The organism is Massilia agilis (assembly GCF_024756255.1).
Lineage (GTDB): Bacteria > Pseudomonadota > Gammaproteobacteria > Burkholderiales > Burkholderiaceae_D > Telluria > Telluria agilis.
Window position 1 is genome coordinate 1151093 of the sequence record NZ_JANUHB010000001.1, and the last position, 23842, is coordinate 1174934.

General features: G+C 65.5%; 24 protein-coding genes. 11 read left to right on the forward strand and 13 right to left on the reverse strand.

The annotated features are described in order from the left end of the window. Positions 1-8: 8 nt before the first annotated feature. Entirely contained in the window at positions 9-914 is a 906-nt protein-coding gene (locus NX774_RS05190) for a LysR substrate-binding domain-containing protein (protein WP_258821086.1), read from the reverse strand. Positions 915-1012: 98 nt separating this feature from the next. Between NX774_RS05190 and NX774_RS05195 the strand changes: the two genes are divergently transcribed. After that, on the forward strand, positions 1013-1747 hold the full coding sequence (locus NX774_RS05195; protein WP_258821087.1) for a sulfite exporter TauE/SafE family protein: 735 nt from the start codon (positions 1013-1015) through the stop codon (positions 1745-1747). Beyond that, positions 1731-1991 carry a GNAT family N-acetyltransferase gene (locus NX774_RS05200; RefSeq protein ID WP_258821088.1) on the forward strand — a complete coding sequence of 87 codons (261 nt, stop codon included), beginning with the start codon at positions 1731-1733 and terminating at the stop codon, positions 1989-1991. The genes NX774_RS05195 and NX774_RS05200 overlap by 17 nt, the downstream gene beginning before the upstream one ends. A 6-nt stretch (positions 1992-1997) precedes the next feature. Here NX774_RS05200 and NX774_RS05205 read toward each other — a convergent pair whose 3' ends face one another. Beyond that, the gene (locus NX774_RS05205) at positions 1998-2609 is read right to left on the reverse strand and encodes a 2-hydroxychromene-2-carboxylate isomerase (RefSeq protein WP_258821089.1); all 612 of its coding nucleotides are present in this window, start codon (positions 2607-2609) and stop codon (positions 1998-2000) included. A gap of 155 nt (positions 2610-2764) precedes the next feature. Then, the gene (locus NX774_RS05210) at positions 2765-3226 is read right to left on the reverse strand and encodes an Hsp20 family protein (protein WP_258821090.1); all 462 of its coding nucleotides are present in this window, start codon (positions 3224-3226) and stop codon (positions 2765-2767) included. 238 nt (positions 3227-3464) lie between these two features. Here NX774_RS05210 and NX774_RS05215 point away from each other — a divergent pair, with 238 nt between their 5' ends. Beyond that, positions 3465-5378, forward strand: coding sequence for a M61 family metallopeptidase (locus NX774_RS05215; protein ID WP_258821091.1), 1914 nt, complete (start codon positions 3465-3467; stop codon positions 5376-5378). 163 nt (positions 5379-5541) lie between these two features. Here NX774_RS05215 and NX774_RS05220 read toward each other — a convergent pair whose 3' ends face one another. Further along, entirely contained in the window at positions 5542-7023 is a 1482-nt protein-coding gene (locus NX774_RS05220) for a Y-family DNA polymerase (RefSeq protein ID WP_258821092.1), read from the reverse strand. Beyond that, positions 6953-7660 carry a translesion DNA synthesis-associated protein ImuA gene (gene imuA, locus NX774_RS05225; protein WP_258821093.1) on the reverse strand — a complete coding sequence of 236 codons (708 nt, stop codon included), beginning with the start codon at positions 7658-7660 and terminating at the stop codon, positions 6953-6955. The genes NX774_RS05220 and imuA overlap by 71 nt, the downstream gene beginning before the upstream one ends. A 215-nt stretch (positions 7661-7875) precedes the next feature. Between imuA and NX774_RS05230 the strand changes: the two genes are divergently transcribed. The 3 genes from NX774_RS05230 (at position 7876) to NX774_RS05240 (ending at position 10663) form a co-directional block, all read left to right on the forward strand. Next, positions 7876-9117, forward strand: a complete 1242-nt coding sequence (locus NX774_RS05230; RefSeq protein ID WP_258821094.1) for a putative Na+/H+ antiporter — start codon at positions 7876-7878, stop codon at positions 9115-9117. A gap of 28 nt (positions 9118-9145) precedes the next feature. Beyond that, positions 9146-9559, forward strand: coding sequence for a type VII toxin-antitoxin system HepT family RNase toxin (gene hepT, locus NX774_RS05235; RefSeq protein ID WP_258821095.1), 414 nt, complete (start codon positions 9146-9148; stop codon positions 9557-9559). A 459-nt stretch (positions 9560-10018) separates the two neighbouring features. After that, on the forward strand, positions 10019-10663 hold the full coding sequence (locus NX774_RS05240) for a PRC-barrel domain-containing protein (RefSeq protein WP_258821096.1): 645 nt from the start codon (positions 10019-10021) through the stop codon (positions 10661-10663). Between the two features lie 147 nt (positions 10664-10810). Here NX774_RS05240 and hrpA read toward each other — a convergent pair whose 3' ends face one another. Beyond that, on the reverse strand, positions 10811-14974 hold the full coding sequence (hrpA, locus tag NX774_RS05245; RefSeq protein WP_370660403.1) for an ATP-dependent RNA helicase HrpA: 4164 nt from the start codon (positions 14972-14974) through the stop codon (positions 10811-10813). A 54-nt stretch (positions 14975-15028) separates the two neighbouring features. Between hrpA and argA the strand changes: the two genes are divergently transcribed. Further along, positions 15029-16342, forward strand: coding sequence for an amino-acid N-acetyltransferase (gene argA, locus NX774_RS05250; RefSeq protein WP_258821098.1), 1314 nt, complete (start codon positions 15029-15031; stop codon positions 16340-16342). 36 nt (positions 16343-16378) lie between these two features. Continuing rightward, entirely contained in the window at positions 16379-16654 is a 276-nt protein-coding gene (locus NX774_RS05255; protein ID WP_258821099.1) for an oxidative damage protection protein, read from the forward strand. Between the two features lie 169 nt (positions 16655-16823). Here NX774_RS05255 and NX774_RS05260 read toward each other — a convergent pair whose 3' ends face one another. Together NX774_RS05260 and rpiA are read right to left on the reverse strand one after the other, a co-directional pair. Beyond that, the gene (locus tag NX774_RS05260) at positions 16824-17150 is read right to left on the reverse strand and encodes a hypothetical protein (RefSeq protein ID WP_258821100.1); all 327 of its coding nucleotides are present in this window, start codon (positions 17148-17150) and stop codon (positions 16824-16826) included. 12 nt (positions 17151-17162) lie between these two features. After that, a complete protein-coding gene (rpiA, locus tag NX774_RS05265; RefSeq protein ID WP_258821101.1) occupies positions 17163-17834 on the reverse strand; it encodes a ribose-5-phosphate isomerase RpiA in 672 nt (223 codons plus the stop codon). 168 nt (positions 17835-18002) lie between these two features. Here rpiA and NX774_RS05270 point away from each other — a divergent pair, with 168 nt between their 5' ends. Beyond that, positions 18003-18980, forward strand: a complete 978-nt coding sequence (locus NX774_RS05270; protein WP_258821102.1) for a tetratricopeptide repeat protein — start codon at positions 18003-18005, stop codon at positions 18978-18980. A gap of 1 nt (position 18981) precedes the next feature. Here the strand turns inward: NX774_RS05270 and NX774_RS05275 are convergent, their stop codons facing one another. Together NX774_RS05275 and NX774_RS05280 are read right to left on the reverse strand one after the other, a co-directional pair. Further along, on the reverse strand, positions 18982-19479 hold the full coding sequence (locus NX774_RS05275; RefSeq protein ID WP_258821103.1) for a hypothetical protein: 498 nt from the start codon (positions 19477-19479) through the stop codon (positions 18982-18984). A 727-nt stretch (positions 19480-20206) separates the two neighbouring features. Beyond that, a complete protein-coding gene (locus tag NX774_RS05280) occupies positions 20207-20872 on the reverse strand; it encodes a hypothetical protein (RefSeq protein WP_258821104.1) in 666 nt (221 codons plus the stop codon). Positions 20873-21249: 377 nt separating this feature from the next. Here NX774_RS05280 and NX774_RS05285 point away from each other — a divergent pair, with 377 nt between their 5' ends. Together NX774_RS05285 and NX774_RS05290 are read left to right on the forward strand one after the other, a co-directional pair. Then, positions 21250-21744, forward strand: coding sequence for an Hcp family type VI secretion system effector (locus tag NX774_RS05285; RefSeq protein ID WP_258821105.1), 495 nt, complete (start codon positions 21250-21252; stop codon positions 21742-21744). 27 nt (positions 21745-21771) lie between these two features. Then, on the forward strand, positions 21772-22200 hold the full coding sequence (locus tag NX774_RS05290; protein ID WP_258821106.1) for a hypothetical protein: 429 nt from the start codon (positions 21772-21774) through the stop codon (positions 22198-22200). A gap of 145 nt (positions 22201-22345) precedes the next feature. On the opposite strand, the gene NX774_RS05295 is transcribed toward NX774_RS05290, so the two are convergent. From NX774_RS05295 to eda, 3 genes are read right to left on the reverse strand one after another with little or no spacing between them, the layout of a single operon-like run. Then, positions 22346-22942, reverse strand: a complete 597-nt coding sequence (locus NX774_RS05295; RefSeq protein WP_258821107.1) for a Rhs element Vgr protein — start codon at positions 22940-22942, stop codon at positions 22346-22348. Beyond that, entirely contained in the window at positions 22939-23193 is a 255-nt protein-coding gene (locus NX774_RS05300) for a hypothetical protein (protein ID WP_258821108.1), read from the reverse strand. The genes NX774_RS05295 and NX774_RS05300 overlap by 4 nt, the downstream gene beginning before the upstream one ends. 22 nt (positions 23194-23215) lie before the next feature. After that, on the reverse strand, positions 23216-23839 hold the full coding sequence (eda, locus tag NX774_RS05305; RefSeq protein ID WP_258821447.1) for a bifunctional 4-hydroxy-2-oxoglutarate aldolase/2-dehydro-3-deoxy-phosphogluconate aldolase: 624 nt from the start codon (positions 23837-23839) through the stop codon (positions 23216-23218). Between the last annotated feature and the right edge of the window lie 3 nt (positions 23840-23842).

Consider the following 23842-nt stretch of genomic DNA (forward strand, 5'->3'; position numbering starts at 1 on the left):
CGCGCGCATCAGCGCACGCGCTGGCCCGCCTCGCGCAGGTGATGGATCAGGTCGCGTGCCGCCTGCGGCAGCTCGCCCAGGCTGCGAAAGCAGATGCTCAAGCCGCGCTCGGACCACTCGTCGGCCAGCTCGACGATCTGTAAGTCCTGCGCATGCCGCAGTGCCGCGCGTCGCGGCACCACGCTGATGCCCACGCCTCCGGCCACCAGCTGGCACACGCCCTCCATGCCGCGCACGCTGATGCGCACCTTCAGGTGCTGGGCCAGCGCCGCCGCATGCCCGGCCAGGTGCTGGAACAAGGCGCTGTCGCCGGCCAGCCCCACGAAGTCGTGCTCGAGGCAAGCCGCGAAAGCCACCGCCCCGCGTTCGCCCGCGTGTGCCAGCGGGTGGCCGTGCGGCGCGATCGCCACCAGCGGATCCGGAGCGAGCGGCAGCGTCTCCAGCGACAGCGGCGCCACTGCATCCGACACGATCCCGAGGTGCCAGTTGCCCGATGCGACCATGCGCACGATGTCCACGCTCTGGCGCTCCTCGGACTCGATCGCCACCGCCGGCTGCTCGGCGAGGAAAGGCACCAGCAGCGCAGGCAGCAACTCGCTGGCGAAGGTGGTGTTGTAGAGCATGCGGATGGTGGCCGCGCGCCCGCTGCCGAATGCGCCCATCTCCGACCGCAACTGGTCCACCTGCGCCAGCACCGCCCTGGCATGCGACAGCAAGGTAATGCCCGGCGCGGTCGGGCGCACCCGCCCCTTGCCGCGCTCCAGCAGCTTGTGACCGAGGCTGTCCTCCATGGCGGCAAGCCGCGCGCTGGCCGACGCCGGCGACAGGTACGAGGCGCGCGCGCCGGCGGTAATGCTGCCGCCATCGACAATATTCACGAACAGGCGCAGGTCAACCAGGTCGAATCGCAGCATGTGTTTTCCATTCGAGAGGTGCAGGCTTCGGCAATGCCGAAACCGGGCTTTGGCAAAGACAGCTTCGCGTTCACGGCGCCGTACGCAAGAATGGCGTCATGTCTGCTCTCATTTTCATCGTCTTTGTGCTGGCCGGTATTGTAAAGGGCGTCATCGGCATGGGCTTGCCCACGGTTGCCGTGGCCCTGCTGGGCATGCTGATGGCGCCGCAGGAGGCCGCCGCCATCCTGGTCATCCCGTCGCTGGTCACCAACCTCGCCCAGTTGCTGGCAGGCCCCAGGCTGGGCGCCCTGTCCCGGCGCTTTGGCCTGCTGGTTGCGGGCATCGTCGCCGGCACCTTGCTGGCTGCCGCTGCTGGCGCCACCCAGGCTCCGGCCGCAGCGCATGCCCTGCTCGGGGCCGCGCTGGTCGCGTATGCGGTGCTGGGACTTGGGCAGGTGCGCTTTGCCGTCGACGGCGCGCGCGAACGGCTGCTGGCCCTGCCCGTGGGCGCGGCCACCGGCGCAATCACCGCGCTGACCGGCGTGTTCGTGATCCCGGCCGTGCCTTTCGTGCAGGCGACCGGGCTGGAAAAAGACGAGCTGGTACAGGCCCTGGGCCTGTGCTTCACCGCCTCCACGCTGGCCCTCGGCGCGGCGCTGCTGTGGACCGGCCAGTTCCACGCCGCGCTCGGGTGGGCCTCGGTGCTCGCGGTGGCGCCGGCCATGCTCGGCATGTACCTTGGCCAGCTGCTGCGTGCTCGCATCAGCGCGGCGGTGTTCCGGCGCTGGTTCCTGCTTGCCCTGCTCGCCAGCGGCGTCATCTTCCTGGTGAAATATGTGCGCCACGCCTGACGACGCGGCAGGCCGGTTGGTGCTGGACCTGGCCCAGGCCGCGGACGGCACGTTGCGCGGCCACGGCTGGGTGGGCGCCAGCCAGGTGGGCGCGCTCGAATTCGAGTGTCGCGACGGCGCGCTGGTCGTCACCGTGTTGTATGTGCGGCCGGCCTGGCGCCGTCGCGGGCTGGCGCGACGCATGCTCGCGCTGCTGCAGGAACGCACGGGGTGCCGCACGCTGTGCCTGCCCGGCCGGCCGTGATCGTTTTCAGGAAGCCTGCGACTGCCGCGCAAAAGCCAGCGCATCCTCGAGCCGGTCGTTCCCCCAGAACAGCTCGTCGCCCACGAAAAAGCTCGGTGCGCCAAAGATGCCGCGGGCCCTGGCCTCTTCGGTGTTTTCGCGCAGCCGCCGCTTGTTCTCGTCGGACAGCGCCGCAGCGATTACCGCGTGCGGATCGTCCACCAGCCCGTCGAGCGCGGCCAGCACGTTCGCTTCTTCGTTGATCTCCAGGTCGTCGCGCCAGTTCTGCGACATCACGCGCTCGCAGAACGGCACCATCCAGTCGCTGCCCGCGCCAAGCACGGCCACCCGCAGCGGCAGCAACGCCACGCGCGGGAACACCGAAGGGCGCCGGAACGGCAGGCCGTACTTGCGCGCCTGGCGCGCCACATCCTTCCAGGCGTATTCGCCCTTCTCCTTTTGCAGCACGAAAGGCGAGGTGGACCACCCCAATTCCTTGAAGATCGGCCCGAGCAAAAAAGGCCGCCATTGAACGCGCACGCCGGCGGCCTTGGCCAGCGCCTCGATGCGCATCACCGAGAGATAGCTGTAGTTGCTGCCGAACTCGAACCAGAACTGGAGCGTGGGGGTGTCGGTCATGATGGGCTCGTCAAGAAAATGCCGGTAGCTGAGTCTATGACCTGTCGGCTTGTCGCACAAACAAATTGTGCGCATGGGATGGATGCGTGCCGCGCATGCCAGACGCACAAAGGGCGCCCGAAGGCGCCCTCTTTCAGCATACTGCCCGTCGTGTCTTAGGCGGCCTGGCGTTGTTCCAGCGCCTCGACGTTGTGGGTGTTGCCGTTGCCGTCCGCGATCTGGATCTTGCGCGGCTTGAAGGCTTCCGGCACTTCGCGCACCAGTTCGATGGTCAGCATGCCGTTGTCGAACGAAGCCGTGGTCACCTTCACATGGTTGGCCAGCTGGAAGCGCTGTTCGAAGTCGCGCGCAGCGATGCCACGGTGCAGGAAGGTTTTCTGGGTGTCGTCCTTGCGCTTGCGGCCAGTCACGGCCAGGGTGTCGCGCTCGGTGACGATTTCCACTTCGTCGCGGCTGAAGCCTGCCAGTGCCATCACGATGCGGTACTGGTCTTCGCTCACCAGCTCGATGTTGTACGGCGGGTAGCTCGGGGCCTCCGCGCGCTGTTCGAGCAGGCTGGCCAGGCGGTCGAAACCGATAGCGGAACGGTAGAGAGGAGTAAGGTCGAAAGTACGCATGATAAATATCCTTTTCAAGTTAAGCGATATATGTTGTCGGACCTCATTGAGCATCCGATGCACCCAATCTAATGGCATGTCGAGGGGTTTTCAAGACGTACGAAATACGGTTTTTCGCGCCTCCTTTTAAATTTTGTTTGCATCCGTTCCGTGCGGCATTTGCTCTTGCCGGGCGGTGCTACACTCCCCGGCTGCCGGTCCCGCCGGTTTTCCCGACGCTCATTTTTCACTGACAAACATGCCCGCACACATCCGTTTCCCGCTCGCCGCCCGTACGGCGTCCGCGCTGGCGCTTGCCCTCGCGCTCGCATTCCCGGCCCACGCCGACGTTCCCGCGGTCGGAAACTCGGCCTATCCCGGCACCATTTGCCTGACTGTCGATGCCACCGACCTGTCGCAGCAGATCTTTCGCGTACGCATGAGCATTCCGGTGCAGCCGGGTCCGCTGACCCTGCTGTATCCGCAGTGGTTGCCGGGGAACCACGGACCGAGTGGCCCGCTCACGCAGCTGGCCGGGCTCAAGTTCAGCGCCAACGGCAAGCCGGTCGAGTGGACGCGCGACCCGGTGCAGGTATTCGCCTTCCACGTCAACGTGCCGCAGGGCGCCAACACGCTCGAAGCCGAGTACCAGTACCTGTCGCCGCTCGAGGGCAACCAGGGCCGCATCACGATGACCGACGAGATGCTCGGCGTGCAGTGGCCATCGGTGACGCTGTACCCGGCCGGCTACGTGGCGCGCCGCGTCACCGTGCAGGCCAACCTGGCGCTGCCCGAAGGCTGGCAGTACGGCACGGCGCTGGAGACCGCGGAGCGCAAGGGCAACGAGGTGCGCTTCAAGCCGACCGACCTGGAAACGCTGATCGACTCACCGCTGTTCGCCGGCCGCTACTTCAAGCGCGTCGACCTGGCGCCGGGCGCCAAGGTGCCGGTGACGCTGAACATCGTGGCCGACAATCCGGAGGCGCTGGAAGCCAAGCCCGAGCAGATCGCGGTGCACCGCGCGATGGTGCAGCAGGCGGCAAAACTGTTTGGTTCGCACCACTACGACCACTACGATTTCCTGTTTGCGCTGTCGGACGAATTCGGCGGCATCGGCCGCGAGCATCATCAGTCGAGCGAGAACGGCGTCAAGCCCGGCTACTTCACCGAATGGAACAAGGGCGAGGCGGGCCGCGACCTGCTGCCGCACGAGTACACGCACTCGTGGAACGGCAAGTTCCGCCGGCCAGCCGGACAGGACGTCCCCAACTTCAACACGCCGCTGCAGAACAGCCTGCTCTGGGTGTACGAAGGGCAGACCCAGTACTGGGGTAACGTGCTGGCCGCGCGCTCGGGCCTGTTCTCGCAGGCGGGCGCGCACGACGCCCTGGCCGCGACCGCGGCGCGCTACGACAACGTCAAGGGCCGCGACTGGCGCGCGATGCAGGACACGGTCAACGACCCGATCATCAACGGCCGCCGTCCGATCGGCTGGGGCAACTGGCAGCGCAGCGAGGACTACTACTCGGAAGGCCAGCTGATCTGGCTCGACGTGGACACCAAACTGCGCGAGATGTCGGGCGAGAAGCGTTCGCTGGACGACTTCGCGCGCGCCTTCTACGGCATCGACGACGGCAGCTACCTGCCGGCGTTCTACACGTTCGACGATGTCGTGGCCACGCTGAACAAGGTGCAGCCCTACGACTGGGCCAGCTTTCTGCGCGCGCGGCTGGACGGGCACGGTCCCGGCGCGCCGCTGGACGGCCTGGCACGCGCCGGCTGGAAGCTGGTGTACACCGATACGCCGACCGACTACCTCAAGAGCGCGGACGAGCGCAGCAAGGCGACCGACTTCAGCTACTCACTGGGATTCTCGGTGGGGCAGGATGGCAGCATCCGCAGTGTGGTGTGGGATGGCGTGGGCTTTCGCGCGGGGCTGGCGGCCAACACCAGCATCGTGGCGGTCAACAACCGCGCCTACAAGGGCGAGGTGCTGAAGGCCGCGGTGCGCGAAGCGAAGGCGTCGCACAAGCCGATCGAGCTGTTGGTCAAGAAGGGCAACAACTTCCGGACCATCAAGCTCGAGTACTACGAGGGCTTGCGCTACCCACGCCTGGAGCGCGTGGCGGGGACGAAGGATCGGCTCGAATCGATCTTCGCACCGTTGAAATAAGAGCCCCGGTGCGCGAGCGCCTTGCGTAGGGTGGGCAGATTCTGCCCACGCGTTCAGGCAGCGTTTGATGGGCCGCGATTCCGTTCCGTGCCGCGCCAACGCGAGTTGAACGCGTGGGCAGGGAGAGGCTGGGCAGTGCCCAGCCGAGCGCCCACCCTACCAATCACCCAAACAAGCCGTGCAGGAACCAGCGCGGCTCGGCATCCTCGCCTGAACCGACGATGCGCTCGCGGTACACCCAGTACAGCGCGTGGTCCAGCCCCTCCGCGATGAAGTAGTCGCGCGTTTGCGACTCGCTCCACCAGCCTGCCTCGATCCGTTCGGGGTTGGACGCCATCTTGAGCGGCGAACCGTAGAACGGCCGGTGGTCGCGCATCAACAGCGCGATCGGCTTGGCCAGCAGCCACGCCGGACGCGGCAGGCTTTGCACGTCCGGCGGCATCTGCGCCGCGCGCGCCGATGGGCGGATCTTCTGCTGCACCGGCACCCAGGCGTTGGCCAGCTCGGGCCGGTAGTCGGCTTGCGGCGCGGCCTGCAGCACGTTCTCGGCCCCCAGCCGCGCCACCAGCAGCTCGAACACGCGGTTGCGGTCTTCCTCGGTGCCGCCCGGCTCGGGGAACAGCGACTCGGACGGCGGCGCCATCGCCTGCAGCTGCAACGCCTGCAGGCCCAGCCCGATCACCGGCGCATCGAGCACCGTCTTGGCCAGCCGCTCCTTGAGCAGGCGCACCAGGTGCTCGTCGCGCCAGGTGGGCTCGGCCAGCGCGATCTCGATCGGCGTGGGCGGGCGTGCCACCCTGCCCCGCTCGTGCTCGAGATTGAGCGTGATGCGCTCGACCGCCAGCTGGCGCGCGCACAGCCAGCCGGTGAGCTGCAGCACCAGCCGGTGCGCGCCCGCCAACAGCGCGTCCGCATGCTCGATGCGGTCGAACAGCTCCAGGCGCGCGTGGAAGGTTTCGGGCGGTTCGATCCATTCGAACAGCTCGGGCAGCGCACCGTAAGCCGCATCCAGCAGGTCAAGCAGCGGCCGCCCGCAGCGACGCTGCAGGCCGGGACGCGGCAGGCGCCGCATGTCGCCCAGCGTGAAGCAGCCAATGCCCTCGAACCAGCCGGCATAGGCCCGTGCCGGCGGCGGCGTGGACGCCGGCAGGCGGTCCAGCCGCCGCACCAGCGATGCCATCTTGAGCGCACGCCCGGCCCGGCGCCGCGCCAGCAGCCATGCGCCGCGCGCGGTGGGCGCGCACGACAGGTAGCCAGTGAAACCGAGCGCGCGCAGGTTGGCGCGCACCCGGCTGCACAGCCTGCGGATGCCGCCGAACAGGCGCAGGCTGGCGCCAATGTCCATGAGCAGCGTAGCCTCCTCGGCCAGCGTGACGAGCGGGGTGTACTGCAACAGCGCCAGCGCCACCGCGTTCAGCGCCTCGGCCTCGCGCGCGGGATCGCGCTCGTGCAGGCGCGCATCGGGCTCAAGCATCAGCACGCCGCCGCGCCGCATGCCGATTTGGACCCCGGCCGCGCGCGCCGCGGGCGACGCCGCCAGCACGCGCTCCTGCTCGAGCACGACGCTGCCGGCGTCAGCCGACCAGTTCGGGCTGAAGACCTCGAGCGGGAGCTGGGGCAGGCAAAGGCCGATCCAGAGTCGCATGACGCTGCAGCAAGGAAGGGGTGAGTGGCAGGAACAGCGGCGCGTCGCGCTGCGGCCCCCGGCGTTTGACGAAGCCGATGTCGATGCCGCCGGCGGCCGGGCGCAAGGCCAGCCGCAGCGGCGCGGGCGAGGCGTCCTGCGCCGCGGCCAGCGGCCGGAACAGGAAGAACAGGGTTTCGCCGCTTTGGGCCGCCAGGTGCAGCCGGCGCAGGCTTTCGCCACGCGCATGCTGCTGCCAGAACAGCAACGCGCCGCAGCTGCCGCTCTTGAGCACCTGCTCGGCCGCCCACAGCGCGTCCGCACTGCGGTTGGCGCGTATCCAGACCAGCTGCGACGGCGCCAGGCCCAGCGCGGCCAGCGCCAGGGCTTGCGGTGCGTGCGGCGGCGCCAGCAGCACGATGCGGCGCTCGGCGACCCGGGCCAGCGCCGGCTTGAGCAGGCGGATTTCGCCAATGCCGGGTTGCTGCACCAGCAGGTCGACCAGCGTGCCGGTGGGCCAGCCGCCGCCGGGCAGCTGCGCCGACAGGGCCGGGTGGCCGGTATCGACGCAGCGCGTGTCGGCCTGCGCGAGCTGCGAAGCGCGCCAGAGCGACGGGTGCAAGGCCTCCGGCGCGGCGATGGTTTCGGAACTGTTCATGGCGGGATGGGTGAACGAATACTGTATAAACATACAGTACTCTGCGAGCCCGTTTTTGGCAAGGGCTATCGTGTTTCGTGCGCGACGTGCCGGCAGAAAATCCGCTCGCCCGGCGAAAAGGTGGATAATGACTTGCCTTGTTGACCAGACTCACCGATGACAAATAAGTTCCACCATTTCCCCGTCCTCTCCCTGCCATGCGGGAGGCAGGGCGCATGACCACCCCGATCCAGCTCATCAGTGCCGTCGTGTTCGGCCTTGCCCTCGTACACACCTTCAGCACCAAGGCCTTCGAGCAACTGGCGGACCGCCATCCACGCCACGCCGGCCTGTTCCACCTGCTGGGCGAGGTGGAGATCGTGTTCGGCTTCTGGGCCTTCGTGCTGCTGGTCGCCATGGCGCTGGTCGAAGGCGGCCAGGCCGCCACCGCCTACGCCGAATCGCGCCAGTACGCCGAGCCGCTGTTCGTGTTCGTGGTCATGGTGGTGGCAGCCTCCCGTCCCGTGCTCGATGCGGTGCGCACCCTGCTGCGCACCCTCGCGCACCTGGCGCCGGTGCGCACCGAACTGGCGCTGGCCTGGCTGGGGCTGGCGCTGGTGCCGCTGGCCGGTTCGCTCATCACCGAGCCGGCCGCGATGACGCTTGCCGCCCTGATGCTGGCGCCGATCGTGTTCCGTCCCGGCATGCCCGAGTGGATCAAGTACGCCGCGCTCGGCGTGTTGTTCGTCAACGTCTCGATCGGCGGCACCCTCACCGCCTACGCCGCGCCGCCAGTGCTGATGGTGGCGGCCAACTGGGGCTGGGATACCGCGTTCATGGCCACCCACATCGGTTGGCGCGCGGCGCTCGCGGTGGTGATCAACGCCACCGGCGTGGCGCTGCTGATGCGCAAGCACCTGGCCAGCGCGCCGCCCGCCGGGGAACAAGCGGTGCCGCTGGCGGTCTCGCTGATCCACCTCGCATTCCTGGCCGCGGTGGTCAAGTTCGCCCACCATCCGGTCGTGTTCCTCGGCCTGTTCATGCTGTTCCTCGGCTTTACCAAGGCGTACGAACGCTACCAGGACCCGCTGATCCTGAAGGAAGGCTTGCTCGTTGGCTTTTTCTTGGCCGGACTTGTCGTGCTCGGCGGCATGCAGCAGTGGTGGCTGCAGCCGATCGTGTCCAGCCTTGGCCCCACCGAGCTGTTCTTCGGCGCGCTGGGCCTGACCGCGATCACCGACAACGCCGCCCTCACCTACCTCGGCTCGCTGATCGCCGGGCTGTCCGACCACGCCAAGTACATGCTGGTGGCCGGCGCTGTGGGCGGCGGCGGCCTGACCGTGATCGCCAACGCGCCCAACCCGGCCGGCGTGGCCCTGTTACGCAACGGCTTTGACGACGAATCGATCGGGGCGGTGGGCTTGTTCCTGGGCGCACTGATCCCCACTATCGTTGCAGCGGCACTTTTCCTGCTCTAGCCGATCCAGGCACAACCGGAGGATACCCATGGCCGACGAGGTACTGACAAGCAAGGCTGGCACCATCGAACGCTGCTGCAAGCGCGCGCGCGACGAATACGAAAAAGATCCGACCACCTTCTCGGCCGACGTGACACGCCAGGACGCGGCCACCCTCAATATTATCCGGGCGTGGGAAGCGGCAGTCGAGATGGGAGACTACATTCTCGGCAACAATGGCGTGCTGGCCAAGGACGAGCGCGCGGTGATCACCCTGCTGGCCGAGCGCGGCCTGGTCGATCCCGCGCTGGCCGAAGACCTCAAGCGCACCGGCGAATTCTGCCGCGCCGAGTGGGACTACCAGGCCGCCCCGCTGCCGGCCCTGGTCACCATCATCAAGCGTGGCCTCGACGACTTCAGCGCCTTCTCCGCCGCACTGCTGGCCCACGGCCCGGCCGCCTAGTCCTGCTGCCGGCCCTGCCGGCGCCCGCATCGAACCGTACGCCGCCGATCCGTGATCAGGACTACCATCGGCGCTTGCGCTGGCATGCGCTTTAGCGTCGCAACCACCCGAACAGCAGGCCGCCCAGGCGTGCGACCAGGAAAGCGAACGAGCGGGTTGGGATCAGCTGGCCACGCGGGCCGGCGTAGTTGCAGCGCGGGGTGATGGACATGTTGATAGCCTCCAAGATTTCCTTTTCAGCATAGCTATCGCGCAATCCCTGCTCTGTGCGCTGCCGCTCATTTGGCGATAACACAACAGTATTTCGTCGACGGGCGCGCGGAGAGTCACCGTAATTTCCGTAAGGCAGCGACCGTCCCGGCACGATTGATGCATCTCAAACGCGCCACCGTCCTGCCATCTAACCTGTGCCGGCTGCACAACCGGCTTGCCCCCAGTTTCATCACCAGGAGATACGACATGAGCTATATCGATCGTGACAAATATGGGATGTACAAAGACAAAACCAGCGCCGGCCCCGGCCCGGCCCTGATGGGCGCGGACACCCTCATCGGCGACGACGTTGTCAATGGCAGCGACGAGAGCCTTGGGGACATCAAGGAGATCATGCTCGACATGGGCAGCGGCCAGGTCGCCTATGCGGTGCTGGCGTTCGGCGGCTTCCTTGGCATGGGCGAAAAGCTGTTTGCCGTGCCGTGGCAGGCATTGCACCTGGACACCGTCAACAAGCGCTTCGTGCTCAACATTGACAAGGAGCGCCTGAAAACCGCGCCCGGCTTCAACCCCGATGCGTGGCCCGACATGAGCGACATCACCTGGGCCAACCAGATCCACAGCTTCTACGGCACCGATCCGCACCGCGCAGGCGGGCCGAGCATGGGCCCGGGCGTGGCGATGGGCGGCATGGTCAGCGGCATGGGTGGCGCAGGTGCCGGCGCCGGCATGGGCGCGGGCATGGCAGGCAGCTCTTCCACCACGGGTGCGGGCAGCTCCAGCCTGGGCGGCGCCGGTTCCAGCAGCATCGGGTCGAGCAGCGACCTTGGCTCCACTTCCGGCGGCGGCATGCGCGGCACCAAGGACCGTACCGGCGGCAGTGATCTCTAAGCAGCAATCCACCCACCCTACGCAAATCGCAACGCTTCCGTAGGGTGGGCACTTGTGCCCACGCGTTCACGCCAACAGCTGAGCAAACGTCCGCGTGGGCTCGAGAGCCCACCCTACGGGTTCAACCAGCGCCAGCGCAGCCCGTCATCAGCGCAGCATCGACTCCCACACCTTCTGCAGCCGCTTGGCCGACACCGGCATCGGCGTGCGCAGCTCCTGCGCAAACAGCGACACGCGCAACTCCTCCAGCAGCCAGCGGAACTCGACCATGCGCGGGTCCAGGTTCTTGAGCGGCTGGTTGCGCGAAGTCCGCTGGAACTGGGTGGCCGCGTTCTGCCACTCCGCCATCAGCTGCGCATCGCGCGCGGGATTGCCGCGCAACTTCTCGATGCGCACATTGATCGCCTTCAGGTAGCGTGGGAAGTGCGCCAGCTGGCTGTACTCGTTCTCGTCGATGAAGCGCTTGTGCACCAGCCCCTGCAATTGCGACTGGATGTCGCTCGACACCTGCTGCGGCAGGCTTTGCAGCTTCTTCGGCAGCACATAGAACTCCTGCAGGATCTGCCCCACCAGGCGCGCGATCTCGTTGATCAGCAGGCCCAGGCGTCCCTTCCCTTCATCCTTGCGCTTGTTGAACGAGCCTTCGTCGATCGGCAGCGGATCCTGCAGGCAGGCGATGTCGATTGCCTTGTTCACGATCTGGTCGCGCAGCTCGTCCGGGCTGCCCACCGACATGAACTGCATGCCCATCTGCTGCAGCCCGGGGATGTTCTTCTCCGCGAATTTGAGCTGCTCCTTGAACTGCAGCGCGAACAGGCGGCGCAGGCCAATGCGGTGCGTGCGCGCGGCCACGTTCGGGTCATCGAACACTTCCAGGTCGCAGTGCGTCTTCTTGTCCACCAGCGCGGGAAAGCCGATCAGCGTGAGCTTGCCCTGGCTGATCTCGAGCAGCTCCGGCAGCTCGCCAAAGTTCCAGGTCGTGATGTTGGTGTGCTGGCTCACCGCCGGCTCCGGCGCGGCGGCGGCCTTCTGCTTGGCCACCGGTGCTGCCCCGGCCTGCGCTCTGGCTGCCACGGCCGGCGCGGGCGCAGGCGCCGCCTCGGCCATCTTCTGGAAGCTCTTGCGCGCCTGCCCGCCCAGCTCGGCCTGCAGGGTCGCCAGGTTGCGGCCCATGTCCAGCTGGCGGCCGTGCTCGTCCACCACCTTGAAATTCATCGACAGGTGCGCCGGCAGCGTTTCGAGCTTGAAGTCGCTGGTGAGCACCTGCACCCCGGTCTGCGCGCGCACGTCCGCGATCAGCACGTCGATCAGGTCGCCGCGCCCGAAGGCGCCCGCATCGGTGATGCGGTCCACGAAGCGCGCCGCGAAATCGGGCAGCGGCACGCAATGGCGGCGCAGCTTCTGCGGCAGCGATTTGAGCAGCAGGTGCACCTTCTCCTTCAGCATGCCCGGCACCAGCCAGTCCGCGCGCTCGCGCGGGATCTGGTTGAGCGCGAACAGCGGCACCGTGAGCGTGACGCCATCGCGCACGCTGCCCGGCTCGAAGTGGTACGAGAGCCCCATCTCGATGCCCGTGACGTTCATCGTCTTCGGGAACAGCTCGGTGGTCACGCCCGCCGCCTCGTGCCGCATCAGCTCTTCGCGGTTCAGGAACAGGAGCTTGGGATTGTCGTGCGCCGCGTCCTTGTACCACTTCTCGAATCCGGCGCCATTCACCACCGACGCCGGGATCTCCTTGTCGTAAAAAGCGTAGATCAACTGGTCGTCCACCAGCACGTCCTGGCGGCGCGACTTGTGCTCCAGGTTCTCGATCTCGCGCACCAGCTTGTGGTTGTGGGCGAAGAAGGCTGCGCGGGTGTCGTAATCGCCCGCCACCAGCGCGTCGCGGATGAAGATCTCGCGCGCCTCGGCCGGGTTATGCAGCGCGTAATTGATGCGCCGCTGGCTGTACACCACGATGCCATACAGCGTGGCGCGCTCGCTCGCCGTCACCTGCGCCGGCCGCTTTTCCCAGCGCGGCTCGCCCCACGATTTTTTCAGCAGGTGCGCGCCGATCTTCTCCACCCACTCGGGCTGGATCTGCGCGATCGTGCGCGCGTACAGGCGCGTGGTCTCGACCAGTTCGGCCGCCATCACCCACTTGCCCGGCTTCTTGGACAGGGACGAGCCCGGCCAGATGTGGAACTTGATGCCGCGCGCGCCCAGGTACTGGCCGCCCTGCTCGTCCTCGCCCTTGAAGCCGATGTTCCCCAACAGGCCCGTGAGCAGCGCCATGTGCAGCTGGTCGTAGGTGGCGGGCGCCTCGTTCATGCGCCAGCCCTGCTCCTTGACGATGGTGACCAGCTGCGAGTGCACGTCGCGCCACTCGCGCAGGCGCAGCTGCGACAGGAAGTTCTCGCGGCAGGTGTCCTGCAACTGGCGGTTGCTCTTCTTGTGCTCGATCGCCTGCTCGAACCAGCGCCAGATCTTCAGGTACGACAGGAACTCGCTCTTCTCGTCGGCGAACTTCTTGTGCTTCTCGTCGGCCTGCTGCTGGTACTCGATCGGCCGGTCGCGCGGGTCCTGCACCGACAGCGCGGAAGCCACCACCAGCATCTCGGTCAGGCAGGCGTTATCGACTGCGGCCAGGATCATGCGGCCCACGCGCGGGTCGAGCGGCAGCTTGGCCAGCTTGCGGCCCAGGGGCGTCAACTGGTTGAACTCGTCCACCGCGCCCACTTCCTGCAGCAGCTGGTAGCCGTCCGCGATCGCACGGCCCTGCGGCGGTTCGATGAACGGGAAGCTCTCGACGTCGGTCAGGTGCAGCGACTTCATGCGCAGGATGACCGCGGCCAGCGACGAGCGCAGGATCTCCGGGTCCGAGAACTTCGGGCGCTGCTTGAAGTCGTCCTCGTCGTACAGGCGAATGCACACGCCGTCGGCCACGCGGCCGCAGCGGCCGGCGCGCTGGTTGGCGGCGGCCTGCGAAATCGGCTCCACCTGCAGCTGCTCGACCTTGTTGCGGAAGCTGTAGCGCTTCACGCGCGCCAGGCCCGAATCCACCACGTAGCGGATGCCCGGCACCGTGAGCGAGGTCTCGGCCACGTTCGTCGCCAGCACGATGCGGCGCGCGTTGGTGGTGCGGAAGACGCGGTCCTGCTCCTCCACCGACAGGCGGGCGAACAGCGGCAGGATCTCCACATGCGGCGGATGGTGCTTGCGCAGCGCCTCGGCACAGTCGCGGATCTCGCGCTCGCCGGGCAGGAACACCAGCACGTCGCCCTGCCCGATGCGCGCCAGTTCGTCCACGCCATCGACCACCGCGTCGATCAGGTCGCGCTTGTCGCGCGCGGCCTGGGCCTTGGTGACCTTGTTCGGGTCGGTGCCGGGGGGCGCGACAACTTCGCTCTCCACCGGGCGATAGCGCACCTCCACCTTGTACAGGCGGCCCGACACCTCGATCACCGGCGCCGGTTTCTCAGGGGTGCCAAAGTGGCGCGCAAAGCGGTCCGCGTCGATGGTCGCGGAGGTGATGATCACCTTCAGGTCCGGGCGGCGCGGCAGGATCTGCTTCAGGTACCCGAGCAGAAAGTCGATGTTCAGGCTACGCTCGTGCGCCTCGTCGATGATGATCGTGTCGTAGGCCTTGAGCAGCGGGTCGGTCTGCGTCTCGGCCAGCAGGATACCGTCGGTCATCAGCTTGACCGAGGCGCCCTTTTGCAGCGTGTCGGTAAAGCGCACCTTGAAGCCCACGTGCTCGCCCAGCGGCGATCCCAGCTCGTGCGCGATGCGCTTGGCGGTGGAGGATGCCGCAATGCGGCGCGGCTGCGTGTGGCCGATCAGGCCGCGGCTGCCGCGGCCCAGTTCGAGGCAGATCTTCGGCAGCTGCGTGGTCTTGCCCGAGCCGGTTTCGCCGGACACGATCACGACCTGGTTCTCCTGCACCGCCTTGGCGATCTCCGCGCGCCGGCCTGATACCGGCAGCTCCTCGGGGAAGATGATCGGCGGGAGCGGATTGCGGAAATCGGACCGCTGCGCCAAAAGAGACCCGTCATTCCCGCGCAGGCGGGAATCCATAGGCCGCTTGCGTGCCGGCTCGGCATGGGTTCCCGCCTGCGCGGGAACGACGGCTTTTCTGCCAACACTTGCCTGCTCGCGGCGTGGCCGGTCCTGGCGCGGTTCGGGCCGCGGCGCACGCCGCGCCTGGCCGCCTTCGTTTTGCGATGCGCGCGCCTCGCCGCCAGCGCTCTTTTGTCGCTGGTCCGGGCCCTTGGCATCAGGGGAAAACGCGCGCGCCGCCGGTGGCGAAGGCTTGTTACTCTGTTCAGACATTGTTTTTTGCAGGTATTTGGTGCGCAAAACGCGCAGCGAATTATAATTCGGCAAATGGAAAACTCGATCCAATTCGTCCAGTGGCTGCGCTCCGTCGCGCCTTACGTCCACGCCTTCCGCGGCAAGACCTTCGTCGTTGCCTTCCCTGGTGAGCTGGTGCACTCCGGCGCCCTGCCGGTGCTCGCGCACGACCTGTCGCTGCTGGTCGCGCTCGGCATCAAGGTCGTCATCGTGCACGGCTCGCGCCCGCAGGTGGCCGAACAGCTCGCGCTGCGTAACGTCGAGGGCCGCTTCCACAACGGCATTCGCGTCACCGACGGCGCCGCGCTCGAATGCGCCAAAGAGGCCGCCGGCGAGCTGCGCTTGGACATCGAGGCCGCCTTCAGCCAGGGCCTGCCGAACACGCCGATGGCGCACGCCGGCATTCGCATCATCTCAGGTAACTTCGTCACCGCGCGTCCGCTTGGCGTGATCGACGGCGTGGACTTCGAGCTCACCGGCGTCACGCGCAAGATTGCGGCCGAGACCATCCACCCGATCCTGGCCACCGAAAACAGCCTGGTGCTGCTCTCGCCGCTCGGCTTCTCGCCTACCGGCGAAGTGTTCAACCTGACCATGGAAGACGTGGCCGCATCGGCCGCGATCGCCCTGCACGCCGACAAACTCATCTTCATCAGCGAGACCCCGATGATGAAGGACGCGGCCGGCGTCGAGCTGCGCGAGCTGTCCTCGCACCAGGCCGAGGCCGTGCTGCAGGCAGGCTTTCTGCCGGCCGACTCGGCGTTCTACCTGCAGCACGCGATCAAGGCCTGCAACGCGGGCGTGGACCGCGCCCACATCGTGCCCTACCAGATGGACGGATCGGCGCTCTTGGAACTGTTCACGCACGACGGCGTGGGCACCATGATCAGCCACGAGAACCTCGAAAGCCTGCGCCAGGCCACAATTGAGGACGTCGGCGGCATTATCAAGCTGATCGAACCGCTGGAGGCCGACGGCACGCTGGTCAAGCGCGGCCGCGAGCTGATCGAGCGCGAGATCGACCAGTTCTCGGTGATCGAGCACGACGGCGTGATCTTCGGCTGCGCCGCGCTGTACCCGTTCCCGGAATCGAAGATGGCCGAAATGGCATGCCTGACCGTGAGCCCCGACGCACAGGCGCAGGGCGACGGCGAGCGCATCCTCAAGCACATGGAGAACCGTGCCCGCGCGGCCGGCATGAACAAGCTGTTCGTGCTCACGACCCGCACCTCGCACTGGTTCAAGAAGCGCGGCTTCGTCACCGCCACGGTGGATGACCTGCCCAAGGACCGCCAGCACATGTATAACTGGCAGCGCAAGTCGCAGGTGCTGGTCAAGCCACTATAATCACATTTTCACGAACAGGAATCAGGAGCAAACAACATGGCCCGTACCGTCCACTGCATCAAACTGAACAAGGACGCCGAAGGACTCGACTTTCCGCCCGTGCCGGGCGAACTGGGCAAGCGCATTTACGAGTCGGTATCGAAGGAAGCCTGGCAGGGCTGGCTCAAGCACCAGACCATGCTGATCAACGAGAACCGCCTGAACATGGCCGACGTCCGCGCCCGCAAGTACTTGGCCACGCAGATGGAAAAGCACTTCTTCGGCGAAGGCGCCGACCAGGCCGCGGGCTACGTGCCGCCGACCGGCGGCTAAGCCTCACCTCTCCCCTTTGAACGTCGTCCCCGCGCAGGCGGGGACCCATAGACCGTTTCGGTTATCGCGCCCGCAGCGTGTAGCCACACTCAGCATGGGTCCCCGCCTGCGCGGGGACGACGTGCATGAGTTAGCGGTGGATGAGGCGCTACTCTGGTCCTACCAATCGTTACATCCGCGAGCACTGCCGCATCTCGCAGCGCGCCATGAACACCTTCCCGTTTTCGCACTGCATGCGATAGACCTCCACCGGCCCCGGCTCGGTCACCAGCCCCGCGCCCTCGCCGCCGGTGCATTGCTCGTGCCTGGCCATCTTCTCGACGGTCACCGACGACACGCCGGGACGGAACGGAATGCGCTCGATCGGCACCCCTTCCGCTACCAGCTGCGGCGCAGCCGGTTTGGCCGTGGCCACCGGCGCATCGGCATCGGCCTTGCCGTGAAACGCCGAGCAGCCGCCCAGCACCACGCAAGCTAACACGAGCAATCGTTTCATGGTCTCCTCCGGTCAGAAGGTCAGCGTCTTCACGCCTTCGCTGGTGCCCAGCAGGCAAACATCGGCGCCGCGCTGCGCAAACAGGCCGACGGTGATCACACCCGGGATCTGGTTGATTTGCGACTCCAGCCCCGCCGGGTCGGTGATCGACAGCCCTGCCACGTCGAGGATATGGCCGCCGTTGTCGGTCACGACGGGCTCGCCATCCTTCACGCGCAGCGCCGGCTTGCCACCCAGCTGGGTGAGCTTGCGCATCACGGCCTGGCCCGCCATCGGCACCACTTCCACCGGCAGCGGGAACTTGCCCAGCACCTGCACCAGCTTGGAGCCGTCGGCGATGCACACGAACTTGCCCGACACCGAGGCCACGATCTTTTCGCGCGTGAGCGCCGCGCCCCCGCCCTTGATCATCGCGCCCGCCGCGTCGATCTCGTCGGCGCCATCGACGTACACGGAAATCGATGCCACGTCGTTCAGGTCGTACACGTGGATGCCGTGGCCACGCAGGCGCGTCGCGGTCGCCTCGGACGACGCTACCGCGCCCTTGATGCGGTCCTTGATTTTGCCCAGTTCGTCGATGAAGAAGTTCGCCGTCGAGCCAGTGCCCACGCCGATGATTTCGCCGTCAACCACGTAATCGATGGCCGCGCGCGCCACCGCCTGTTTGAGTTCGTCCTGAGTCATGATGTCCGAATGAGAAAAAGAATGCGCCATTGTAGCGGATCGGGCACCGTCCCCAGCGAATCCCGCCATTGCCAAAAAAGCAAAAAGCGGCGAAACTGATCCATACCCGGTGGGCTCTTGCGCCGCACCGGACCATTCGGGATCAACCATCCGGACCAAACAAGACCCATGAAAAAACGCCCCATCATCGCCCTTGTCCTGGGCTTGGTCGCCAGCGCACACGCCGGCGCCGCCACTGAATACTCCGCGCCGCTGCGCGCCAAAAAATTCGTCGAGGCCGAAAAGCTTGCCAATGCCACGCTCGCGCGCGACCCTGCCAACGCCGATGCGATGCTGGCCAAGGTGAACGCCATCCTTGGCGCCAGTGGCGTGCTGCGCGTCGAGGAAGCCGTGAAAGTGGGCGAACAATGCGTGGCGGCCCGGCCGCAGGCGGCAGCCTGTCATCTGGCGCTGGGCAATGCGCTGGGCACCAAGGCCGCCAACGCGAGCATGATGTCGGCCATCGGCTACGCCGGCACCGTCCGCGACGCGTTCAAGAAGGCGCTGGAACTGGAGCCGCGCAACATCCAGGCGCGTTTTTCGCTGCTGGAGTACTACAACGCGGCGCCAGGCATCGTCGGCGGCGGCAAGGACAAGGCGCAGGACCTGGCCCGGCAGACCGCCGCGGTCAGCGCGCCGGCCAGCCAGCTGATGCAGGCCCAGATCGACATCGCCGACAGCCAGTTCGCCAGGGCCGAGAGCGCCCTGCTCGCGGTCCAGCCGGGCAACGACGAGGTGGTGGCCGACCGGCAGCGCGACCTGCTGGCCATGTTGGGGCACACCTACCTGCAGAACAAGAAGTATGCCGACAGCGAGCGCATCTTCAACCTGCTGCAGAAGCGCTACCCGGACAGCGAGGCCGGGTTGTACGGCCTGGGCCGCCTGCAGCAGGAGCAAGGCCGCTACCGCGAGGCCATCGCCGTCTTCGAACAGGCGCTGGCGGTCACGGAACTGGCGAGCACGCACTACCGCATTGCCCACGCGGCGCTCGCGCTGGGCGACAAGGCACGCGCGGCGTCGGAGTTCGACAAGGCGCTGGTGGCCCACACCGCCCTGCCGGGCAAGTTCCGGTCCGACGCGCAGGCCCAGCTCAAGGGCCTGCGCTGATTCAGTCCAGGGGCGGCAGGCAGCCATACAGCCGGCGCCCCTCATGGTCGTCCGCGCCGATGTGGTGCACCAGCAGCTTGCCATCGTGCTGGCGCGCCAGGCAAAAGCGCGCCTCGTAGGTGCCGGCCACGCTGCCGCGCGCGGCGCGCGCCTCGATCCGCACCCGGTACACGCGGCCACCCTCCAGCGCTGCGGCGCTCGTCTGCGGCAGCGCCTGCACGCGGCCGCCGTACGGAATACACATGCTGTACCGGACCGGAAAGGTGCGCTCCCGCGGCATGGCCATGCGCCACAGCACCGGTTTCTTTGCCAGCGGGTCGGTCACCACGATGCTGTCGAAATTCGGCGAGCCGAAGCGCCGCTCCTCACGCTCGGAGATCGTAAAGCATGGCTCGCCATTGGCGTGCGCGCGTACCTCCGCTTCACCGGTGCGTGCCTGTGCCTCTGGCGCGTGCACGGCAAGCAGCAGGAGCGGACAGGCGGCAAACGGGAATTTCATGCGGCAACCTTGGGAAGTCGAATCAGGATCGACGTTTAGCGTAAGGTGTTGCCGTCCGGAAGTTATTGATTATTCGCAAGCTCATGCGGTCGGCGTAGCAACCGCGCCGCAGTGCTGCGGTGCAGGTTGGCCGGGCTGGCAGATCGTTATCACGGCTGACAAGGCCAGCAAGCCGACAACGAGCTAGTTATCAAGGTGCAGATCGGGGACGCCCTGCTTGATCGGCTGATTGCGCAGACGTGGCACGCCTATGCAATCCTGGCGCAGCCATCTGCCGGAATGACGTTGCATTGAAAGAGATGCCGGTAAGCCGTTAGGTCACAGGCACGGATCGACTTTGCTAACTTGTAGTGGATCTGGCAGCAAAGCCGTCTATCACCAAACGGATCAGACCAATAGCTACAGCACCGACTATAAGCCAGCCGAGCCAGCGTGCCCCATAGTCCATGGACTGGCGCTTGAGGTTCGTTTCTTGTCGCTGTCGGAGCCAGTCAAACGTTTTCTTCTGCAAGTCAGTCAACTTGCCGCTCTGGGGCACTCCACCCATAATTCCAGTTGAAGTGTGGTAGATGCTAAGTTCCTCAACCCGGAAAGACTCCGCTCCCTGTCCCAAGCACCAAAGCCCAGACAGGAGCGCGTAGACAAGAAAGATCCGCTGCCAGCCGCTCAATGACTTCATCATCAGGTACGTGTGGGAAAGGCCCGCATATACGGGCCTCGACAACCGTTAGGATTGCCCCGAGCCCGAGCCATCGCCAGCGCCAGAGCCAGACGAGTTATTGGTTTGACTGGCCGAACCCGAAGTCGAGTTAGAACCGCTCTGCGTCGTCGCAGGCTGCGGCCTCATAGCCGCCGCACCACCAAAGCTTCGCTGAAGAGCATGAGCATCGTTGAGGCTCTTGCGAATAGCTGTGACGTCGTTAAAACTCTCGTTTGCCGGGTTGAGGCCCGACAGTTGATGCTCTTGCTTTTGGTCTGCCATTGTCTTCTTTCCTTTGTCAAAAGTTTGTACTGCCGCCGAAACACCGATAATGACCGTCAGGACGGCGGCTATACCGAACATGATCATTGCTGCCGCGTCTAGGACTGTTAGTAGGGGGTCGGCTTCTTGCTGGCCCCTCACTACTGCCGTCAGATAAACTTTGTTTCGTCGGAAGACCACCAGAAGAACGCAAAGGCAGAGCAAGAAGAACAGGATCGCAGCAACGTACAGATGCAGAACCGCATTTGAGCTAACACCCACTGCGGTCATCAGACCTATAAGCAGGCCAATCCCGCCTGCCGATAACGTGAACAGGCTCTTGTCATATTCAAGGGCCGTTGAATACCACGCAGCAACCGTCGCCGCGTAGAACTCTACGTCCATCTGTTGTTTCAGTTCCTCATCGGTCATACAGGCACAGCTTCCCCTAAGCAACCTAAGCTATTTACTCAACTTTTCCATTGTACATCTAATTACAAAGCTGAAAGCATCCCCCAATGAGCAGCGTCTTGGGCTCAGTATTTCATGGCAGTGGCGCTGGTCATGCCTGACCCGGCCCAGCTGTTAGCCGCCCGCTCCCGCTCCCGCTACGATATGACTGTAGATATATTTGCCGCAACTACAGCGGGCATCAAGCCAAGCCCTTGATTCTGAAATTTTTTTAAGAAATTTCAACTTTCAGAAATGAGCCTTGATCTGCCTCGCCTGACGTGCTGACACCTGCCAACGCCGTCCCGGCTTCCCTGAGCAACAATACTCACCTAACACAACTTTCTCCGGAGAAAAGCATGGCAGTCGATGCATATTTGCAAATCGAGGGCATACGTGGCGAGTCGATGGACGACAAGCACAAGGACTGGATCGAATGTTTGGATGTGCACTTTGGCGTAGAGCAGCCGCGCAGTCCCGTGGTTTCGACCAGCGGCGGCCATACGTCCGCTCGGGCTGACTTCGATGAGATCATGGTGGCTAAACTCGCCGACCTGTCCACCCCGCTCTTGCTGCAACACTGTGCGATGGGCAAGACAATCCCAAAGGCCAAGTTCGAGTTCTTCCGTGCTGACGGTAACGGCGAACGGGTCAAGTATTTCGAAATGGTGCTGGAAAACGTGCTGATCGGTTCCGTCAAGCCGAGCCTTGTCCCTACCGGCGGAATGCAAGAGCACTTGCGACTGAAGTTTGCCAAAGTTACTTGGAAATACACGCAGCAAAAAATCGGCGGCGGCGCTGGCGGCAGCACCGCAGGCGGCTGGGACTTGTCCGCAAACAAGGTAGTTGCGTAGCGTTCGGTTCAACTTGGAGATTGGCGAATGTCAGACTTCTACAAGTATTTTAAGGAAAACATGGAGGCTCTCGGACTTAACCCACCACCAGAAAGTCTTTTTGGAACGCAGCAGCTTGCGCTTGGGACAATAAGCACCATGCTTACCTATGTCGACAAGTTCGGGACGAAAGTGACTGTACTGGAGATGGCATTTGCGGGCACGAGATTGGAACAACTGGCTACGGTGGGTGCCGTGGGTGCCGCCTACTATGCGGGGGCCGCCATCGGCAGTCTTGCGGTTGCGACAGGCCGGACAATAAGTGGGGGAACTTCGCTAGGGGATGTTCTTTTTGAGGCTTCCAAGCGGGGCCTTGGGCGCCCTTGGCTGACGTCGCTTTTCCATCGAATGCCGGGCATCTACGACCCAAGAGTATCAGGGCGGAAATACTACAAGCACTACGGGTACATCAAATGAAAGACTCGCTAATGCTGCTCGCGACTGGTATCGGATGCTCGTTGGCCGCTTGGGCGTTCTGGCACTACGTCGGGAACGATGCGTGGGGCACGCTACTTACAATCACTCTTGTTGGCGTCGTCGCAGATAACGCCCGGCTTCGCCGTCAGTTGCGTGAACTGCGCGGCCAGTAGTCGGCCGACCTTGTTAGGCGCTTTAGGTGCAGCAGGCAACGGCCACTATCGCGGGGCAGATTCCCTACGCTGGCCGGATCCGCAAGGAAGTCAGCCAATACTTCTTGATACAGCGGCAGGCTGTCGCGGTAACGCTGCTGGCTCAAAGTCTCCGGCCTGCCCATATGCTTGAGCATGAAGTAGTCAGCCAGCAGCTCGCCCTGCGCCTCCATGTTGAAGTCGGCGAACGCCTTACCCGGTGCCAGATCGTAGTCGTATGAGAGCCCGACTCGCACCGCCCCTCGCAGACGAACTGCGTACCCTAATTGATGTTGCCACACATGAGCCATTTCGTGAATGAACCAATGCACCGCAGGTGGATCGCCACGGGTGTAATCGGGTAGAAAGCATGAACGGTGAAAGTACATGCTGCCGTTCGGCGTCATGCAGCAATTCTTCGGCTGCACCAGCGGCAGGTAACGGCGGGCATGAATCCGCACACGTTGATAGTCGATTGATTTGCCAAACACCAACGCCGCCATCACCATTTCGGCCGGGGTCAGGGGGCGGGAACGGTAAAGCCGGATCATGCTGGGTCGTGTAATTTCCACCACAAATGCACCATCTCGTGCATGAACCAGTGCCTGGCCGGCAGGTCCGCCAGCGCGTAATCGGGCAGGTAGCACGAATGGTGGAAGTAGATGCTGCCGTTGGGCGTCATGGCGCAGTTGCGCGGCTGCAGGCCGAACGGCAGATAGGGACGGTTGTGCACACGCACCCGCGCGCAGTCGATGGCGTCGCCGAACAGCAGCGACACCATCGCGATTTCGCCAGGCGTCAAGCCCCGCGCGCGGCGCTGCACGTTACGCGGCGCTCAGCGCGGCGGCGGCCTTGGCCAGGTCGGTGATCAGGCCCCAGTCGCCGGCCTTGATCGCATCCTTCGGCGTGAGCCACGAGCCGCCCACGCAGGCCACGTTCTTCAGCTTCAGGAACTGCGGCGCGGTGTCGATCGAGATGCCACCGGTCGGGCAGAAGGTCACGTCCGGCAGCGGGCCGGCGATGGCGCTGAGCATGCCCACGCCGCCTGCCGGCACGGCCGGGAACAGCTTGAGCTGGCGGAAGCCCGCTTCGCGCGCGGCCATCACTTCGGACGGGGTCATCACGCCCGGCAGCAGCGGCAGGCCGCTTTTCTTTGCCGCCTCGATCAGCGCCGGGGTCAGGCCCGGCGACACGCCGAACACGGCGCCGGCGTCACGCGCGGCGGCGAATTCCTCGGGCTGGGTCAGCGTGCCCACGCCCACGATCGCGCCTTCGACCTGGCTCATGGCGCGGATCGCGTCCAGGCCATGCGCGGTGCGCAGGGTCACCTCGAGCACGCGGATGCCGCCCGCCACCAGCGCGCGCGCCAGCGGCACCGCGGTGGCAGGGTCGTCGATCGCGATCACCGGGATCACGGTCGCCGAGCGCATGATGTCAAGCAGGTTCATGGT

Excerpts from the sequence above, each read along its gene's own strand:
- NX774_RS05230 (WP_258821094.1), top strand. The coding sequence starts at position 7,876 with ATGACCACCCCGATCCAGCTCATCAGTGCCGTCGTGTTCGGCCTTGCC.
- eda (WP_258821447.1), bottom strand. The coding sequence starts at position 23,839 with ATGAACCTGCTTGACATCATGCGCTCGGCGACCGTGATCCCGGTGATC.
- NX774_RS05240 (WP_258821096.1), top strand. The coding sequence starts at position 10,019 with ATGAGCTATATCGATCGTGACAAATATGGGATGTACAAAGACAAAACC.
- hrpA (WP_370660403.1), bottom strand. The coding sequence starts at position 14,974 with ATGTCTGAACAGAGTAACAAGCCTTCGCCACCGGCGGCGCGCGCGTTT.
- NX774_RS05280 (WP_258821104.1), bottom strand. The coding sequence starts at position 20,872 with ATGACCGATGAGGAACTGAAACAACAGATGGACGTAGAGTTCTACGCG.
- NX774_RS05190 (WP_258821086.1), bottom strand. The coding sequence starts at position 914 with ATGCTGCGATTCGACCTGGTTGACCTGCGCCTGTTCGTGAATATTGTC.
- NX774_RS05290 (WP_258821106.1), top strand. The coding sequence starts at position 21,772 with ATGTCAGACTTCTACAAGTATTTTAAGGAAAACATGGAGGCTCTCGGA.
- NX774_RS05195 (WP_258821087.1), top strand. The coding sequence starts at position 1,013 with ATGTCTGCTCTCATTTTCATCGTCTTTGTGCTGGCCGGTATTGTAAAG.
- NX774_RS05270 (WP_258821102.1), top strand. The coding sequence starts at position 18,003 with ATGAAAAAACGCCCCATCATCGCCCTTGTCCTGGGCTTGGTCGCCAGC.
- hepT (WP_258821095.1), top strand. The coding sequence starts at position 9,146 with ATGGCCGACGAGGTACTGACAAGCAAGGCTGGCACCATCGAACGCTGC.
- NX774_RS05295 (WP_258821107.1), bottom strand. The coding sequence starts at position 22,942 with ATGATCCGGCTTTACCGTTCCCGCCCCCTGACCCCGGCCGAAATGGTG.
- NX774_RS05220 (WP_258821092.1), bottom strand. The coding sequence starts at position 7,023 with ATGCGACTCTGGATCGGCCTTTGCCTGCCCCAGCTCCCGCTCGAGGTC.
- NX774_RS05260 (WP_258821100.1), bottom strand. The coding sequence starts at position 17,150 with ATGAAACGATTGCTCGTGTTAGCTTGCGTGGTGCTGGGCGGCTGCTCG.
- NX774_RS05210 (WP_258821090.1), bottom strand. The coding sequence starts at position 3,226 with ATGCGTACTTTCGACCTTACTCCTCTCTACCGTTCCGCTATCGGTTTC.
- rpiA (WP_258821101.1), bottom strand. The coding sequence starts at position 17,834 with ATGACTCAGGACGAACTCAAACAGGCGGTGGCGCGCGCGGCCATCGAT.
- argA (WP_258821098.1), top strand. The coding sequence starts at position 15,029 with ATGGAAAACTCGATCCAATTCGTCCAGTGGCTGCGCTCCGTCGCGCCT.
- imuA (WP_258821093.1), bottom strand. The coding sequence starts at position 7,660 with ATGAACAGTTCCGAAACCATCGCCGCGCCGGAGGCCTTGCACCCGTCG.
- NX774_RS05215 (WP_258821091.1), top strand. The coding sequence starts at position 3,465 with ATGCCCGCACACATCCGTTTCCCGCTCGCCGCCCGTACGGCGTCCGCG.
- NX774_RS05255 (WP_258821099.1), top strand. The coding sequence starts at position 16,379 with ATGGCCCGTACCGTCCACTGCATCAAACTGAACAAGGACGCCGAAGGA.
- NX774_RS05200 (WP_258821088.1), top strand. The coding sequence starts at position 1,731 with ATGTGCGCCACGCCTGACGACGCGGCAGGCCGGTTGGTGCTGGACCTG.
- NX774_RS05285 (WP_258821105.1), top strand. The coding sequence starts at position 21,250 with ATGGCAGTCGATGCATATTTGCAAATCGAGGGCATACGTGGCGAGTCG.
- NX774_RS05205 (WP_258821089.1), bottom strand. The coding sequence starts at position 2,609 with ATGACCGACACCCCCACGCTCCAGTTCTGGTTCGAGTTCGGCAGCAAC.
- NX774_RS05275 (WP_258821103.1), bottom strand. The coding sequence starts at position 19,479 with ATGAAATTCCCGTTTGCCGCCTGTCCGCTCCTGCTGCTTGCCGTGCAC.